This is a genomic window from Thauera terpenica 58Eu (genome assembly GCF_000443165.1).
GTDB classification, from domain to species: Bacteria; Pseudomonadota; Gammaproteobacteria; order Burkholderiales; family Rhodocyclaceae; genus Thauera; species Thauera terpenica.
This window is the reverse complement of sequence record NZ_ATJV01000063.1, coordinates 14,574-31,426: the sequence shown is the minus strand read 5'-3', so window position 1 is coordinate 31,426 and position 16,853 is coordinate 14,574. Positions and strand designations below refer to the sequence as shown.

At 64.4% G+C, this 16,853-nt stretch carries 10 protein-coding genes and 1 pseudogene; 2 read left to right on the top strand and 9 right to left on the bottom strand.

Translation table 11 applies throughout. The features are described 5' to 3' along the window. Nucleotides 1-32: 32 nt before the first annotated feature. The 4 genes from M622_RS32710 to M622_RS39385 form a co-directional block, all read right to left on the bottom strand. A complete protein-coding gene (locus tag M622_RS32710; protein ID WP_021249898.1) occupies nucleotides 33-1,442 on the bottom strand; it encodes a DUF1329 domain-containing protein in 1,410 nt (469 codons plus the stop codon). A gap of 21 nt (nucleotides 1,443-1,463) precedes the next feature. Beyond that, nucleotides 1,464-3,182 (bottom strand): DUF1302 domain-containing protein, encoded by a 1,719-nt coding sequence (locus M622_RS32705; protein WP_031347074.1) that lies wholly within the window; start codon nucleotides 3,180-3,182, stop codon nucleotides 1,464-1,466. A 282-nt stretch (nucleotides 3,183-3,464) separates the two neighbouring features. Next, nucleotides 3,465-6,212: a PEP/pyruvate-binding domain-containing protein gene (locus M622_RS39390; protein ID WP_021249896.1), complete on the bottom strand. Its 2,748-nt coding sequence runs from the start codon at nucleotides 6,210-6,212 to the stop codon at nucleotides 3,465-3,467. 62 nt (nucleotides 6,213-6,274) lie between these two features. Then, nucleotides 6,275-6,976 (bottom strand): TetR/AcrR family transcriptional regulator, encoded by a 702-nt coding sequence (locus M622_RS39385; RefSeq protein WP_157282037.1) that lies wholly within the window; start codon nucleotides 6,974-6,976, stop codon nucleotides 6,275-6,277. Nucleotides 6,977-7,299: 323 nt separating this feature from the next. Here M622_RS39385 and M622_RS39725 point away from each other — a divergent pair. Both M622_RS39725 and M622_RS32700 read left to right on the top strand, forming a co-directional pair. Continuing rightward, nucleotides 7,300-7,530: pseudogene (locus M622_RS39725) on the top strand (DUF1329 domain-containing protein); the annotation flags it as partial. A 266-nt stretch (nucleotides 7,531-7,796) separates the two neighbouring features. Then, on the top strand, nucleotides 7,797-8,324 hold the full coding sequence (locus M622_RS32700; RefSeq protein WP_021249894.1) for an REP-associated tyrosine transposase: 528 nt from the start codon (nucleotides 7,797-7,799) through the stop codon (nucleotides 8,322-8,324). A 553-nt stretch (nucleotides 8,325-8,877) separates the two neighbouring features. On the opposite strand, the gene M622_RS32695 is transcribed toward M622_RS32700, so the two are convergent. The 5 genes from M622_RS32695 to M622_RS32675 are packed head-to-tail and all read right to left on the bottom strand — an operon-like array spanning nucleotide 8,878 to nucleotide 16,771. Beyond that, nucleotides 8,878-10,446, bottom strand: coding sequence for a long-chain-fatty-acid--CoA ligase (locus M622_RS32695; protein WP_021249893.1), 1,569 nt, complete (start codon nucleotides 10,444-10,446; stop codon nucleotides 8,878-8,880). A gap of 48 nt (nucleotides 10,447-10,494) precedes the next feature. Continuing rightward, nucleotides 10,495-11,283: an enoyl-CoA hydratase/isomerase family protein gene (locus tag M622_RS32690; protein ID WP_021249892.1), complete on the bottom strand. Its 789-nt coding sequence runs from the start codon at nucleotides 11,281-11,283 to the stop codon at nucleotides 10,495-10,497. A gap of 59 nt (nucleotides 11,284-11,342) precedes the next feature. Continuing rightward, nucleotides 11,343-13,340 carry an acetoacetate--CoA ligase gene (locus tag M622_RS32685; RefSeq protein ID WP_021249891.1) on the bottom strand — a complete coding sequence of 666 codons (1,998 nt, stop codon included), beginning with the start codon at nucleotides 13,338-13,340 and terminating at the stop codon, nucleotides 11,343-11,345. Between the two features lie 37 nt (nucleotides 13,341-13,377). Continuing rightward, nucleotides 13,378-15,792, bottom strand: coding sequence for an efflux RND transporter permease subunit (locus M622_RS32680; RefSeq protein WP_021249890.1), 2,415 nt, complete (start codon nucleotides 15,790-15,792; stop codon nucleotides 13,378-13,380). Nucleotides 15,793-15,808: 16 nt separating this feature from the next. Continuing rightward, a complete protein-coding gene (locus tag M622_RS32675; protein ID WP_084520751.1) occupies nucleotides 15,809-16,771 on the bottom strand; it encodes a WD40/YVTN/BNR-like repeat-containing protein in 963 nt (320 codons plus the stop codon). Nucleotides 16,772-16,853: the final 82 nt, after the last annotated feature.

Here is a 16,853-nt window from a genome sequence, read left to right as displayed (position 1 = left end):
GGCCGGCTCGTTGCCGGCCGCCGCCTCCACTGCTAGCGGACGCCGCCGGCGGCCACCGCCTGGGGCGTCAGCCTGACCGGCAGCCCCTCCGCGGTCTCGTAGCTGCGAATCGAGTTGCCCGGTTCCCGATGCCCGGTATTGAGGATGAAGTAGTTGCCCTTGATCAGGTCGTTGGTGCTCCAGGTCTCCGTATTGAAACCACCGGTGTCATAGGTGGGGAAGCTGTAGTAGAGGTTCACCCGCCAAAGCGCCCCGCCGTTGTCGTAGGCTTCGGAGGCAACGATGCACCAGCAGTCTTCATCCACGTAGAAGGTGCGACGGCTGTAGGCGTGCCTCGCCCCCTCCTTGCGAACGCCGTCCACCACCCAGACCCGGTGTTTTTCCCAGCGTACCGCGTCAGGATTGACGTGCTTCGTCCCGAGAATGTCCTTCGTTTCCAGCGTGTTCGTGGGCCCGAACGCGTTGTACGGAACGATCATCTCTTTCTTGCCCACGATCTTGTAGTCAAAACGATCCATGCGCCCGAGATAACCGTAGATGTCGTCCCACACCGTCACGCCACCGTAGCTGGCGATCGGAACGTCATAGCTGAACTCCGGCGCCAGGCGCACGCGGCGCTGGCCCGGCGTGTAGAACCAGACCTTCTGCCCGCCTTCCGCCGCATTGGCGGTGTAGTAGTTGAGGAACACGGTGCCGGCCGACGACGGCGGTGCGGTCAGTGTCGCGGAAAAGCCGAATAGTGCATCGAAGGTTTGTTTGCGCAGCGTGCCTTTCGTGTCGTACCACGGATGCACGAAGTAGGAATTCACCGTGGCCAGCGTCGTGACGCTGCCGGCAGTGTCCATCAGGTAACCCTTTCCAATGTTGTGGCTCACCGCGGCGGAATAGCGGGCCGTTTGGTTCCAGAGCACCTCATAACCGGTCTTCGGGATGGGGAACGGAATGCCTGCGAAGGGCAGGCCATCCTCGGCCGCCCCCGACAGTGCGTCGCCCTCGACGTCGCCGGTCAGTCTGGCCGTGGTGGCGTTCTTGACCGTGTTCTGCAATACCCAATCGGGGTAGCGGAAGCTGCGATGGCTCGGATACACGTCGATCCGGAAGCTCGGATACTGCTTCATCAGGGCCTTCGCCCCCTCCGTCAACCCGGCCTCGTATTTCGTCATGTTGCTGGCATCGATCGAATACAGCGGCTTTTCATCCTTGTACGGGTCGATGTACTGCGACATGGTCTTGGGATCGTATCCCGCAACCTTCTCCAGACCGCCGGCGTAGCCTGGAATCGAACCGTCCTTGCTGGCTGCCTTCTCCGCGCCGAATTCGGTCAGCGTGGTGCCCAGTTGCTTCGCTTCTTCAGCACTGACGGCCGCCGACACGGATGAGGCGCCCAGGGCGCACGTACCGGCAGCGAACAGCGCAAGGAAATGCCTCGCTTTAGCGTTCATGGTGTCTCCTCGTTGTAGTAGTTAGAACGAAGTCTTGAGGGTCAGCTGCAGCCAACCCTTGTCGTTCAGCGCAACTGCGCCGTTTCCGCCGAAACCCGCGTAGGACTCACCGAGTCCCGGAACGTCGATCGTGTCGCCCGACTTGTACTTGTAGCCGTTGTATTGCAGCGCAACCGAGTGCTTGCTCTTGTAGGTCGCCTTGAGACCGATCGAATAGAGCTGCGCGCCTTGGGCATAGAACGAGCCGGCGGCATAGGCGGCATTGCCGTACAGGCCTCTCGTATAGGAAACGGGCATGCTGAGGTCGACACTCGGGAATACCTGCAGCCACTGCGGCTCGAAGAGCGCCGCGAACGCGAGCGCGTTTTTCGTCGCGCAACCATCCCACTTGTCGCCAGCCAACGCCGAGTTGACGCTATCGCGACACGCCGCGTGGCCGACCCCGTTGAACATCGACTTGTTGCCGGTCACCCGCGCAAGATGCGTGTAGCTCAACTCGGCGATCAGAATGCCCGTGTCGTAGAAGGGCGTCGTACCGAGTTGCACGAAGGCGTTCGCGATCAGGTTGACGATATCGCCGGTGGCCCCCTCAGTGGTCGGCACGCCCGGGATTCCGTTGGTCAGCGCGCTGTTGAGCGCCGTATCCTTGCGGTAGGAGGCCTCGAAGCCGGTGCTGAGCAAGCCGAAACTACGCTCGTAGCTGATCCCGAGCAGCTTGACCTTCTGCGCGTAGGACAAGTGCAACCGCCCGCCGCCGGTAGACGAGATATCGGCAAGCGCCCAGGGATGGACCTCGTCGAGTTGCCGGTAGTAGAAGCCGAGATCGCCGCCGGCCCACTCGGGCGACCAGGCGACTTTCACACCGAAGTTCTGGTTGTTGCCTTTCGGCTTATCGTCGTGGCCCGCGGAGACCGGCCCGCCGAGCGCACCGGCGAGCGCCCCGCCACTCGTCGGCCCCCGATACAGGATGTCGAACGGCCCGAGGAAGGTGCCGCCTTCAGGATAGCGGTTGCCGTCGAATTCGAAGAAATACTGCGCGGCGATCGACAGTTCCGGCGACAGCTCGGTCTGCGCGAGTACTTGTGTGCGGGGCAGAAACAGCTCCTTGACCTCCGAGCCTGGCTGCGAGAATCCTTTGATGTAATCGACCGGAGATTGCGAATACGCGATGTTCGAGAATCCGAAGAAGAACGCGTTGCCCCAGAACTGGGTCAGCCTCCCCGCCTTGAGATAGACCGGGTAATCACCCACCTGGGTATTGTTGAACACGAAGGCATCGAGCAGTTCGCCGCCCTCGATGTGATAGCGCTTGGTGTCGCTCGAATAGCGTCCTCCCGGATACGAAAGGAAGGTCGAGAACGCGGGATTCGGGTTGGTCTTGACCTTGTCGTCGTAGGCGAAATCCTTCCAGATGGAACCGGAAACGCGTACCCCCATTCGGTTCTGGTAGACGGCTTGAAACTCGATCAGATCCTGGATTCGATTGGTGACCAGGTCGCCCTTGTCGAACTTGTATTCCCCTTGGGCGAAGAACGGATGATTGCCGATCTTGTGGTTGCGGTCCTGCATTCGTTGACCGACCGTGTACTGGAGCGAGTTGTCCAGATTGACGCTCCAGTCGGGGGGTGTGTCGAAGGAAAACGCGTGGGCGGCGGCTGCAGCCAACATCGCCGTTGCCGGTAATGCACTAACCACGAAGCTGCGTGTACGCCTGGCGCGGTGCCAATTGCTCGTTCTCATGATTTGTCCCCTTCCTGTTATTCAAGGGCGCACACGGAACCAGAAACACTTTCCACTTCCGTGCAGCGCGCTCCTCATTGGTGCATTCGTGTTGCCATCTATCTTCATCTCGCGCGAACTCGTGGCCGCGGCCAGGGTGCTTGCTTCGAAAGCCCCGGCCACGACTTCACTAGTCCTTTGACATATCGTCACCTACCATACTGTTAGATGAAAAAATTTTTGATCCTGAAGGCATGGCGAATGGCACTCGTGCTGTCTCCCGCCTGCCATCGATCAGGCCGCCTACCTGATTTCCTCCGTTTCTTCGGTCTCGTCATGAATGACCACGAGGCCGTTGTCGCCGTCCAGCGTGATCGTCGCCCCGTCCGGAACGAGTTGCAGCGCCCCCTCGATCTGCACGCCGGGCAGCCCGTACTCGCGGGCGAGCAGCGCACCGTGGCTGATGAGCCCGCCGGTTTCGAGAACGATGCCCTTGATGAGCATGAAGACCGAGGTCCAGCCAGGATCCGTGGCATGTACGATCAGGATGTCGCCCTGCTTCACCCGCCCGATCTGCGACAGCTCATGCACCACCCGTGCGACACCGGTGACCTTGCCGACGCTGGTGGTCTTGCCGCGCAGCACGCCATCGCCGGAGATCTCCGGCTGGTCGATCGGTGCCGGACGGCCGAACTGCAGGTACGGCGCCGGGTGGGCTGCCTTGCTGTTGACCTTGTCGAAGTTCCTGCGGCGTACCTCGATCTTGGCGCGGCACAGTTTCATGTTGGCCGTGCCGTCGAGCACGCCGTACAGTTCTTCCATGGTCAGGAAGTAGCACTCGCGCATCTCCGCCAGACGGCCACGCTCGACGCAGCGGCGACCCACGTCCTCGAAGGCGAGCTTGATGGCATAGGTGGACCAATCCATCACCTCGCGCTCGTTGTCGCGGTATTCGATGCTGTGATGCGCGAAGTCGATCAGGAACTTGAACAGCTTGGCCTTGAAAACACCGAGTACGGGCTGCGCGCGCAGATTGTCATGAACATGGGTGATCGTTTCTTCCAGGCGATCGCGCATGCGATGTTCCTGGAAGCGCGGATCGGGCGTACCCATCAGCGCAGGGATGAGGCGCAGATCGACCATCGGATCATCCGCCCGGCGGTGGAAATAGATGTCACGGTCGGGATGCCCGCGGTGGCCACGCAGGCGCACGTGCTCGGCGTACTTGGCACGGAAGGCCGGCCCGTCGATGCACTGATCGAGGTAGTCGAAGAAGCGCGTGTCGGGGTACTTGGCAAGCAGGGACTTCAGCTCCGGCGAGCGGTGGATCATGTCCGCCAGTTCCCACACGGCGAAGTTGTCCTCGGAGGTGACGGTCGGATTGCGTGTGCCGGTCACCAGGTCCATGAAGATGTTGGCACGGCCACCGTCGTACCAGTTCTCGCTGATCCAGGCGATCCACCCCAGGGCCTCGCGCATGTACCACAACAGGCCGTTCCACGGCGGATCGTAGGACGAGATCTCGAGCCTCACCACATCCGCGATGAACTGTTTGAGCTCACCATCGGACATCGCGCCGTACTCACTGCGCGAACGCGGACACGTCGCCTCGCGGTAGTCCCTGTTGTCGATGAAGTCGTCGCGGATTGCCTTCCACCAGTTGTATCCCATGTCCGGACGGTTCGCTTCCACCTTCAGGAACATCTCGATGTAGCGGTCCCAGTCGAAGGATGCCTCGAGCGCCTCGTCGTGCCAGTCCTTCGGGATCTTGTCCAGCATGCCGGCACGCAACTGGGGCGGCACGGCGGCCTTGATCAGCTCCAGATCATTCTTGCAGTTGTAGTACGAGACGCCCTTGTGATAGATCCACAGGCGCTCCGTCGTGTAATCCAGCTCCGGAAAGCCGAAGGTGTGAACGCCGAGACTGTGGCACTGGTTGAGCCCCCAGCAACGCCACGAGAACATCAGCGGGGAGATCGCGCCGGTCCACATCTCCTCGGGGAAGGTGCGCGACCAGATGGTGTCATGCGGCGTGGCCTCGTCATTGCCCTGGACACTTTCGGTGACATCGGCATCCCAGGAGAACTCGACGCCGGTGATCGGGCGCGCCTGCAGTACATAGAACCTGCCTCCGGCATAGGCCCATTCGATGTCTTGCGGCAGATCATCGTAGGCGGCCTGAATGCGACGTCCGAGGTCGGCAAGCTCGGCAACTTGCTCGTCGTCGAAAGTGAAAGCCCGGGCCCGGGCTTCCTCGACGTGGCGCTCCACGGTGCCGACGCCGGTGTCCGGATTGCGCACGGTCATCACCAGCTTGCTGCCGAGGGTGCGCTCGAGCACCTTGAGCGTCTTGTGGCGCACAATGTACTCGTCCGGGGTGACGATGCCCGACACGATCGCCTCACCCAGCCCCCAACTCGCATTGATCAGGATCTGGTCGGTGGCGGTGTTGATCGGATTGCCGGTGAACATCACGCCGGACACCTCGGACGCCACCATGGTCTGGATGACCACGGCGATCGAGGGAAACTGGTCGAAACCCTGGGTCTTGCGATAGGACACGGCGCGTGCGGTCCACAGGCTCGCCCAGCAGCGCTTCACCGCATCGATCAGGCAATCCCGCCCGCGGATGTCCAGGTAGGTGTCGTGCAGGCCGGCAAACGAGGCGCCCTCGAGGTCTTCGGCGGTCCCCGAGGAACGCACTGCCACGAAGATCCGGTCGCCGAGACCGGCGTACCCGGCGACGATCTCGTTGGCGATGGCCACCGGCATGTCGACCTCGACGATCCAGCTACGGATGCGCTGAACCGACTCCTCCAGCGCATCTGCATCCGCGTAGCTGATCGAGGACAGGGCGTCGGAGATCCTGTCCTTGAGGTTTTCGATATGCGACTTGTACGCATCGGTGCCGACCACGAACCCCGCGGGCACATCGAATCCCGCCTGCGTCAGCCTGCCGAGATTGGCCCCTTTGCCCCCGACCACGGCCAGGTCGGTGCCGGCCGGCACATCGAAAGGAATGATGTAGCGTGACGCTGCTGCATGTTGCATATGTCTGCCTCCAGTGAATCCCCTTCTGCACAGGAAGGGGTGTGTTTGAGTGATGGAACGCTTCAGTCGGTACCGGAATGGTGGCCAGGGGGCGCGGAGAGCGCAGCAGCCATCATTTCGATGACGTCCTCGAACAACTCGTCGGCCGGCAGATTCCGCTCCTCCGTGCGCGCGGAGTGCTGGATCAAGGCACTGAGGAACATCGCTCCCGCGCTTTCCAGGCGCAGCCAGAAACGACGCTCGCCGAGGAACGCAAGCCGTTGCCCGAGCAATGCGATCGCGCGGCGGAAGATGACGGTGTTTGGCGAGTCGTAATCCACCGGATGCCGTACCCCGCGCGGCCGGTGCGTGGCCAGATACGCCACGTGCAACTTGAGATAGCTGATTCCCTGCTGATCCCGATACAGGCGGAAGTTCGGTTCGAAGCAGACCCGCAGGAGCCCGCGCAGATCGCCCAGTCTCCCCTGCGCTTCCGCCTGCTCCAGCATCTGCTGGCGCAGGGGCTGAAACAATCCTTCACGGAACTCGAAGATCGAGGTGAGCAAGTTCATCTTGTCGCCGAAGTGGTACTGGACCGCGTTGTTGTTCTTCTGGCCCGCAGCCTCGCTGACGGCCCGCAAGCCGACGGCATCGATTCCCAGATCACCGAACAGCCGCTCCGCCGCAAGCATCAAGGCGAGCTTGGTGCGCTCTGTCTTCCCAAGGGGTTGCTGAAGACCCATGGGATCCGCGGCTTCATCGATTGGTGTGTTTTCCGTACTCATGGCTTACTCTACGTCTCGAGGATTATTTAAGTCAACCGTTTTAATTTGCGATCTGATAGGCACGTTCAATTACCAAAACAGAGCATATGTCATGTCAGTTTACGTCGCTCGAGTTACTTCACCCGTTTCTCTCGGCCCTACCCCACGACTGAGCCATGACACAGGACCAAGGCTGCCCGGCTAGGAGCAATACGGCGGGTCCCGCGAGGGGGGAGGGAGCAAGCCTACGATGCGATCTGCTTGACTGAACCGTATCGGCCCTGGCGGTCGGCTTGCAGCGCGTCCAGGCAATCTGCCCTGCCATTCGGATCGATGCCGGCCGGATGAAGTCCGAAGAGAACGGCCGCGCAGCCGCCATCGGCTCACGCTACTTGCCGCAAGCGAAGAAAATTCGGCGGGGGAGCAATGTTCAAGCATCTGCAGCGCAGGATCGGCCGAATGAGCGCGTGCGGCAACCAACGGCCAGGCACGACGGCAGCGGCTTCAACGGCTCGCTCGAGTGCTATGACAGGAAGCTCGTCGGCAAGCGCGAGCTGTACGTGCCGTACAACGCCTACCGGCTGGTCTCGCTGCTAGTCACCGGGCTGGACGAGTGTTGTGCCTGCCGGCACAACCTACGAGAACGGCGGCGTAGGTTGTGCCGAGCGCAAGCGAGGCACAACACCCGGCCATCGAGCACACTACCACCGCACAGCCGAGCGGCAGGTTGTGCCGAGCGCAGGCGAGGCACAACGCCCGGCCGTCAGACGTGCCACCGCGGCCATACCCGCCAAGGCGCTGCACCCCGCCACTCAAAACTCATTCAACATATAATGAAGGCATGCGTTACCGTCGTGACCGCAGCCCCGGCGCCACCTGGTTCTTCACCCTCGTCACCTGGCGGCGGCGTCCTCTGTTCGCCGATCCGGCCAACGTCGCACGCCTGCGCGCCGCATTCGCCCACACCAGAACCGTCGCGCCCTATCGCATCGACGCGCTGGTGCTGCTGCCCGACCACCTGCACTGCATCTGGACGCTGCCCGACGGCGACGCGGATTTCTCCACGCGCTGGAACCGCATCAAGGGCAGCTTCACCCGCAGCCTGCCGCCAGCCGCAAAATCGCTTCGCGGCTCCCCTTCCCGCCGCGAGCGCTGCGTATGGCAGCGGCGTTTCTGGGAGCACCGCATCCGCGACGACGTGGACTTCGCGCGGCACTGCGACTACATCCACTGGAACCCGGTCAGGCACGGACTCGCCACCCGCCCGGACGAGTGGCCGTATTCGAGCTTCGCCCGCTTCGTACAGGCCGGGATTTATCCGGCGGACTGGTGCATGGGGGAAGAAACGGATGGGCTGAAGGCGGGATGAAGATTGGCGGTTGTTGTGCCTGGCGGCACAACCTACGGGCTGTGTGAACCACCTGTGCGTTGTGCCTGACGGCACAACCTACGGGAACGGCGGATTGTGCCGAGCCGTAGGTTGTGCCGAGCGCAAGCGAGGCACAACGCCAGGCCATCGAGCACACCACCACCGCACAGCCGAGCCGTAGGTTGTGCCGAGCGCACGCGAGGCACAACACCCGGCCGTCGAGCACACCGCCACCGCACAGCCGAGCGGTAGGTTGTGCCGAGCGCAAGCAAGGCACAACACCCGGCCGTCGAGCACACCGCCACCGCACGGCCGAGCGGTAGGTTGTGCCGAGCGCAAGCGAGGCACAACGCCCGGCCGTCGAACACCCCCACCACCGCACGGCCGAGCCGTAGGTTGTGCCGAGCGCAGGCGAGGCACAACGCCCGGCCGTCGAGCACACCCACCGCCGCACAGTTGTGCCTTTCGGCACAACCTACGGGGGCTGCGGGGAATGCGTTGAAAGCCGGCGGCAGCGCCGGCGGCCCCTGCTCGCCCGGCGCCCCCGCCGGCCTCAACCCCGGGCCGCCTCCGGCTCGCCGAACTGCTTGCGCAGCGCGGTCTTGAGGATCTTGCCGGTCGGCGTCATCGGCAGCTTGTCGGCGAAGATCACCTGCTTGGGCGCCTTGTAGGCGGCGATCAGCTGGCGGCAGTGGGCGATCAGTTCGTCCGCGCTGAGCGCGGCGCCTTCGGCCGGCACCACGATCGCGGTCACGCGCTCGCCCCAGCGCTCGTCGGGCAGGCCGATCACCGCGACCTGCGACACCGCCGGGTGCTTGCTGAGCACCTGTTCCACCTCGGTGGAATAGACGTTCTCGCCGCCCGAGATGATCATGTCCTTGGTGCGGTCGACCAGGTAGAACAGGCCGTCCTTGCCACGGTAGCCGGCGTCGCCGGTGCGGTACCAGCCGCCGGAGAGCACCGCCTCGGTCATCGAAGGCTTGTTCAGATAGCCCTTGAACATCGCCGGCGAGCGCACCACGAATTCGCCGATCTCGCCGTCGGGCACGTCGTCGCCCGCGGCGCTGAGCACCTTGAGCTCGACCAGCGGAACCGGCGTGCCGCAGGCCTTCAGCTTGCTCTCGTCGGCGAGGTCGTGCTGTTCGGGGCGCAGCAGCGTCACCGCGCCGCAGGTCTCGGTCGCGCCGTAGAACTGCATGAAATCGCAGCCCATCGTCACCATCGCGCGCTTGAGCAGCGACGCGGTGATCGGCGAGCCGGCGTACATCACCAGCCGCAGCGACGAGAAATCCGTCGTGGCCGCGTCGGGATGGTCGAGGATCATCTGGATCGCCGTCGGCACCAGGCAGCAGATCGTCGGCCTGTCGCGCCGGATCGTCGCCAGCAGGTTCGGCACGTCGAGCCCGGGCAGGATGGTCAGCGGCACGCCGTTGTAGAGCCCCTGCAGCGACAGGCCGGTGCCGACGAGGTGGAAGTTCGGCATGATGAACATCATCACGTCGTCGGGCTGCCAGCTGAAGGCGCTCTCCAGGTGCTCGCACAGGCGCATGAAGTTGATCCCGCCGTGGGTCAGCTGCACCCCCTTGGGCTGCCCGGTGGTCCCCGAGGTATAGAGCAGCAGCGCGGTGTCTTCCGGGCGCACCGGCAACGCCGGATCGACTTCGCTGCAATCGGCCAGCCGGCGGCTCAGCTCGGTTTCCTCACCGCTGGTCGAGTCGAAGGCGATGGTCGTGGCCGCGGGCGCGCCGAGCTCGCGCACCTTCTGCATCAGCCCACAGTACTCGGCGTCGACCAGGATCAGCCGGGGCGCCGCATCCTCGAGCACCGCCGCCAGTTCGGCCGCCGACAGGCGCCAGTTGAGCGGCAGCAGGGTGCAGCCGGCCTTGCTCGCGGCGAACATCGCCTCGAAATACTCGATCGAGTTCTTGCCGAAGAAGGCGATCACGCTGCCGGGGCCGGCACCGCTGTCGACGATCAGGTTCGCCAGCCGGCTCGACACCAGGTCGAGCTCGCGGAAGGTCTCCTTTCGCCGTGCGTTCATCAGGGCCACGCGCTCGCCGTCCACGCGGGCGTAGTAGCGGGGAATGTCTGCCAGGGAGGCAATGTCAGCATGGAGCCACATCGTTCACACCTTTGGATGAATTGAAATCGGTCTCACCGCGCCGCCGCTTCAGCTGCCGACGAAGCCGGGCCTGCGCTTCGCCGCGAACGCACGGATGCCTTCGCGGGCGTCCGCGCTGCCCGCCACCGCGGCGAGCGCCTGCGCTTCGTCCTCGAGCTGCGCTTCCAGCGACTGGCTCCATACCTTGTTGAACAGCCGGCGGACCTCGCCGAATGCGCGCGTCGGCCCGGCGGCCAGTTGCTGCGCCATGGCTTCGGCTGCGACTGCGAGCTCGGCGTCATCGACGACGTAGTCCGCGAGACCGCAGTCAAGCGCCTGCTCTGCGTTCAGCGTTTCCGCGCAGATCAGGAAGCGCCGCGCCCGAGCGTGGCCCATGCGCGAAGCAAGCGAACGCGACGCGCCGGCGTCGCAGGAGAAGCCGATGCCGGGATAGGCTGCGCCGATGCTCGCGCTGCGGCCTACATACACGACGTCGCAACTGCCGATCAGCGCCGCCGCTCCGCCCATCGCCACGCCATGGACCGCCGCGATCATCGGCGCATCCAGCCGCGCAAAGCGCGCCAAACCAGTGTGCAGCGCGGCGGTCCATTGGCGAATGCGCGCCGGCAGTTCGTCGAGTTGGTCGACGAACATGCGGATGTCGCCGCCGACGCTGAAGAACTTGCCGTTCGCAGTCAGCAAAATCGCGCGTACGTCGCGACGCGCCGCGAGCTCGCCGGACACCGCCAGCCAGTCATTGCAGAACAGCTCGTTGAAGGGGTTGCCGATCTCCGCCTGGTCTAGGGTGAGACGCGCCACCCCGTCGCTCACCGCGAGATCAATCGACTCGTATTTCACTCTTTGTCTCCTGCCGGGCTCGGCTCTCTGCCCGGTCATCGTTGGCGCCTAACGGCGGTTCAGGACGTCAGTTCGACCCGGCCGCGGAACTGCTCCAGGGCGTCCGGATTGGCCAGCGCCCCGGTATTCTTCACCGCCTCGCCATGCACCACTTGGCGGATGGCCAGTTCGACGATCTTTCCGCTCTTGGTGCGCGGGATGTCGGCGACCTGGACGACCCGGGCGGGCACATGGCGCGGCGTGGTATTGCGGCGGATCTGCTGCTTGATGCGTTCGGCCAGTCCCTCGTCCAGTACGAGCCCGTCACGCAACCGAACGAAGAGCACCACGCGCACGTCGGTGGGCTTTTCCGGCGGCCAGCTCTGGCCGATCACCGCCGACTCGACCACTTCCTCGATCTGGTCGACCTGGCGGTAGATCTCGGCGGTGCCGATGCGCACGCCGCCGGGATTGAGCGTGGCATCCGAGCGCCCGTAGATGATGTAGCCGCCGTGCGCGGTGATCTCGCAGAAGTCGCCATGGCACCAGATGCCCTCGAAGCGCGAGAAGTAGGCGTCGTGGTACTTTTGCCCCTCGGCATCGTTCCAGAAATACAGCGGCTGGGTCGGAAACGGCGCAGTGCACACCAGCTCGCCCTTCTCGCCACGCACCGGGCGGCCGTCCTCGTCGTACACCTCGACCGCCATGCCCAACTGCTTGCACTGGATCTCGCCGCGCCACACCGGCAGCACGGGGTTGCCGCCGACGAAGGCGCCGAGCAGGTCGGTGCCACCGGAGATCGACGAGATGTGCACACCCGGCTTGAAGGCACGATAGACGTAGTCGTAGCCCTCGGCCATAAGCGGGCTGCCGGTCGAAAACAGCACCTCCACGCTGCTGGTGTCGTGCGTGTGCATCGGTGCCAAGTCAAACTTGGCGCAAGCTTCGAGAAATTTCGCCGAGGTGCCGAAGTGGGTGAAACGCTCCGCCTGCATGTAGTCGAACAGGATGTGGTTGTCGGCCGCGAAGGGGCTGCCGTCGTAGAGCATCAGCGCGGCGCCGGAAGCCAGGCCGGAGGCCAACCAGTCCCACATCACCCAGCTGCATGTGGCGAAGTAGAACAGCCTGCTACCTTCGCGGACGTTTCCATGCAGCTGGTGTTCCTTGAGGTGCAGCAAGAGCGCTCCGCCCGCGCGATGCACAATGCATTTCGGCACGCCTGTGGTACCCGAGGAGAACACTATATAGAGCGGGTGATCGAACGGCAGCTGCTCGAATGCAATCTCCTCTACCGCCGCATGCGGTGCTGTAAATGCGTCCAGCGCGACCGCGCTGCGGATTTCGTCCATGGGCAGATCGAGTCCCAGGTATGGACAGACCACGACGGTGCGTACCGTCGGCAGCAAGTCCACTATCTCCCCGAGCTTGGAAAGGCATTCGTGCGCCTTGCCGTTGTAGTAGTAGCCGTCGGTGGCAAACAGCATCACCGGCTCGATCTGCCCGAAGCGGTCGAGGATGCCCTGCGGGCCGAAGTCGGGCGAGGCGGAACTGAAGATCGCGCCGATGCTGCTCGCGGCGAGCATGGCGATGACGGTGTCTGGCGAATTCGGCATGAAGGCCGCAACCCGGTCGCCCGCCTTGACCCCGCACGCACGCATCCCCGCGGCCAGCCGCGCCACCGCGGCGAACAGTTGGTCGCGCGACAGGCGGCGCTTGACGCGATCCTCGCCCCAGAACACCAGGGCGTCCGCGTCGCCGCGATGGCGCAGCAGGTTCTCAGCAAAGTTCAGCCGGGCCTGCGGAAACCAGCGACCCTGCTCCATCGTGACGCCGCGCTCGAGGACGACGTCGCCCTTGGCCTGAGAGACGACACCGCAGTGATCCCACAGTCCGCTCCAGAACTCGTCGAGCTGCTCGACGGACCAGCGGTGCAACGACTCGTAGTCGTCGAAGCGGCGCTGATGGCGCGCCTCCATCGCAGCGGCGAAGCGCGCCATGTTGCTGGCCGCGATCTGCTCGGCACTCGGCACCGTCGCCGCGCCCTCACAAAGTGCAGCAGAGGGGCTACTCAAAGGCATTTTCCGTTCTCCATGCTGATTCGGTAGATTCACCCGCTCACCCCTTCTGCTGCTTGCCGACCACGAAGGCCGCAATGGCGGGCATCAGCAGGATCGCGCCGAACAGATTGACCATGAACATGAACGCCAGCAGGATGCCCATGTCAGCCTGGAACTTGAGCGTAGATAAGGCCCAGGTCATGACCGACACGGTCATCGTCACCGCGGTGAACACCGAGGCGGTGCCTCGCTCCTTGAGTGACTGGACGAAGGCTTCCTGCAGGCTGTGCCCACGTTCATGCATCTCGTGCTTGATGCGCTCGAACAGGTAGATGCCGTAGTCGACGCCGACGCCGACCGCGATGGCGATCACCGGCAGCGTGTTCACCTTCACGCCGATGCCCAGCGCCGCCATCGTCGCGTTGCACAGCAGCGTCACGATGGCGAGCGGCACGATGATGCACAGCGTGATGCGCAGCGAACGGAAGGTGACCAGGCACAGCAGCGCCACCGAGCTGAACAGGGTGAAGTTCACCCACTTGTCCGAGCGTTCCACCACTTCGTTGGTGGCCGCCATCACGCCGACGTTGCCCGAGGCGAGGCGAAAGCGCAGCGACTCGGTATCGTTCTCGGCCTTGAAGGCCTTGATGCGCTCGACGATGTGGTTGATCGTCGTGGCCTGGTGGTCGGCGGTGTAGATCGAGATCGGCATCGCGGTGCATTTCGAGTTGCGGTACTCGTTGCCGAGCCGCGTCGCCATGCCGATGCCCTGGGCGATCTGCGGCACCGATTCGGGCAGCATCCGCCACGCATACCAGCCCTCGGCGAAGTCCTGCGTCACCGCGCGGATGAAGGACGCCAGACTGCGCACTGCGGCCACACCTTCTGTCTGGCGCATCTCGAAGTCGAATTTCTCGATTTTTTCCTGCACCTCGCGCTGTACGCAGGGCGAGTCGTCGCCATCTGCCTCAGCGATCACCTGCAGCAGATCGACACCGATCGCGAAGCTGCTGGTAATCGTCTCAACATCCTGGTTGTAGCGCGAATCAGTGCGCAGCTCGGGAACACCCTTACCCAGATCGCCGATCTTCAGGTCGCCGACCTTCCAGATGCCCACGCCAGTCAACGCAAGCGCGACGATGATCGGCAGCACCGCGCCGCGCGGCGTGGCGAGCACGCCCAGGCGCTCCCACAGCGCATAGCCGGCGGTCTCGTGGCCGTGCAGCTTGCTGGCCGTCTTCGCCGAGAACTTCATGTACGAGAGCAGGATCGGCAGCAGGATCTTGTTGGTGAGGATCATCACCGTGGCGCCGATCGTCGAAGTGTAGGCCAGCTCGCGCACGATCTGGATATCGACCACCGCGATCACCATGAAGCCGAGCGCGTTCGCGAGCAAGGCGGTGGCGCCCGGGATGAACAGCTTCAGGAAGCAGTTGCGCGAGGCCGTCACGCCGTCGTGGCCGCGCAGGGTTTCCAGCTTCCACGCATTGGTCATCTGCACGGCGTGCGAGACGCCGATCGCGAAGATCAGGAAGGGCACGAGGATGGACATCGGGTCGAGCCCCATGCCGATCAGCGGCAGGATGCCGAGCAGCCACACCACCGGGATCAGCGCCGCGATCAGCGCCCAGCTGGTGAGCATCAGGGAGCCCGAATACCAGTACAGCAGGATCGCGGTGATGAAGAAGGCCACGACGAAGAACACCAGCACGCTGGAAGCGCCCGCGGCAATGTCCGCGGTCGCCTTGGCGAAACCGATGATGTGCACCGTGACCAGCTCGTTCTCATACTTGGCGCGGATCTCCTCCAGGCGGTCGCCCACCTCGCGCAGGTCGAGCGGCTTGCCGGTGTCGGGGTCGGTCGCCTGCAGGGTGGCCACGACCATGGTGGCGGTCATGTCCGCCGACACGATGCGGCCGACCCAGTCCGACTTGAGCACGTTGAGGCGGATCTGCTCCAGTTCCTCCGGCTTGCCACTGAAGTCCGCCGGCACGATGTTGCCGCTCTTGAAGCCTTCCTCCACCACCTCGTTGTAGCGGACGTTGGGCGTGACCAGCGAGGTCAGCGAGCTGCGCTCGACGCCGCGGATGTAGAACAGTTCCTCGGTCACGCCGCGGACGACGTCGATGACGTCCTTGCGGTAGATGTCGCCTTCGCGCACCTTGATCGCCACCAGCACCTTGTCGGCGCCGCCGAAATCGGCCTTGTAGTCGGCGAAGGTCTGCATGTACTCGTGGTTGACCGGGATCATCTTCGCGAACCCGGAGCTGACCCGCAGCTCCAGCGCAGAATAGCCGAGCACCACCGTCAGCAGGATGCCGAGGATCAGCAAGGGGAGGCGATGGCGGAAGGTCGCGTAGGCGAAGCGCCCGATGAACCCGCTGGAGAACTCCTCCGGGCGGAACTCGCCATGGACGTCGGCCCCGGCGGAGCCGCCCGCGGCGTCGGAACGAAGCTGGTCAGTGTTATGCACGATGTCTCCTGATACCCTACTCGCGGTCCGTTCCGGCCTGTCCGGTCGTCATCCGGCCGGCGGCCAGGTAACCGACATAGACCAGCGATCCGTCGTTGGCGTAGGCCGCCCTGGCCAGCGGCGTCCCCTCGGGCACGACCCTGAGCTCGAAGCGGCGTCCGCCGTCGGTGCTCGTGGCCACGAGCCCGTTGTTGCCCACCAGCACGACCCGCCCGTCGGCGCCGACGGTGCCGCCGTTGATGGCGCTCTTCGAATCGAACGGCACGGCCTGCCAGGACTGGCCGCGGTCCTCGGAGCGGAACACGTTGCCCCGCATGCCGTAGACCAGCAGGGCGCCATCCCGGAGCTCGAGCAGGCCGAAGAACGAGCCCTCGTACGGCGAATCGAGGCGGCTCCAGGTCTCGCCCAGGTCGTCGGACACCGCCATCGTGCCGGCTTCGCCCACCAGGTAGAGCCGGCCACCGGCCTCGCGCACGCCGCTGATGTGCCATTCGAAGTCTTCACCGACGACCTTGCGGCGCGCCCACGTCCTGCCGCGGTCCCTGCTCTCGAGATAGAGGCCGTAGGCGCCGTAAGCGACGGCGCGGCCATCGGAGAGCACCGTGATGCCGAGCAGGGAATCCTCCCCGGCCTCCTCGACGGTGACCGCCTGCCAGGTCGTTCCGCCGTCTTCGGTGCGCACGACGGTGCCCCCGTGGCCGACCGCGATGGCGACATCCTTGTCGATGACCACCAGCGCCACGAGCGTGCGGTCGGTCGGCGCCTGCCTGCCCAGCCACGTCCGCCCGCCGTCCTCGCTGCGCATGACCACGCCGCGCTCGCCCACGGCGAACAGGCTGCCGTTGAAGCTGACCAGATCGAACAGGGCGGAGCGCTGCGCGCTGATCACATGGGGCGTCGGCGCGGCCTTGGCCTCCGCCGCCTGGCAGAGCCCGGTCGCCAGCGCGCACGCGGCCATCAGAAGACACTGTTTCAACATCTTGACCACCTAGCCGGATTCGGTTTGAAGGCTGCGCCGCCCGCGGCGGGTTTCGACCCGCGGACGACGCAGCCCGAAGAGT

Excerpts from the sequence above, each read along its gene's own strand:
- M622_RS32710 (WP_021249898.1), bottom strand. The coding sequence starts at position 1,442 with ATGAACGCTAAAGCGAGGCATTTCCTTGCGCTGTTCGCTGCCGGTACG.
- M622_RS32705 (WP_031347074.1), bottom strand. The coding sequence starts at position 3,182 with ATGAGAACGAGCAATTGGCACCGCGCCAGGCGTACACGCAGCTTCGTG.
- M622_RS39390 (WP_021249896.1), bottom strand. The coding sequence starts at position 6,212 with ATGCAACATGCAGCAGCGTCACGCTACATCATTCCTTTCGATGTGCCG.
- M622_RS39385 (WP_157282037.1), bottom strand. The coding sequence starts at position 6,976 with ATGAGTACGGAAAACACACCAATCGATGAAGCCGCGGATCCCATGGGT.
- M622_RS32700 (WP_021249894.1), top strand. The coding sequence starts at position 7,797 with ATGCGTTACCGTCGTGACCGCAGCCCCGGCGCCACCTGGTTCTTCACC.
- M622_RS32695 (WP_021249893.1), bottom strand. The coding sequence starts at position 10,446 with ATGTGGCTCCATGCTGACATTGCCTCCCTGGCAGACATTCCCCGCTAC.
- M622_RS32685 (WP_021249891.1), bottom strand. The coding sequence starts at position 13,340 with ATGCCTTTGAGTAGCCCCTCTGCTGCACTTTGTGAGGGCGCGGCGACG.
- M622_RS32675 (WP_084520751.1), bottom strand. The coding sequence starts at position 16,771 with ATGTTGAAACAGTGTCTTCTGATGGCCGCGTGCGCGCTGGCGACCGGG.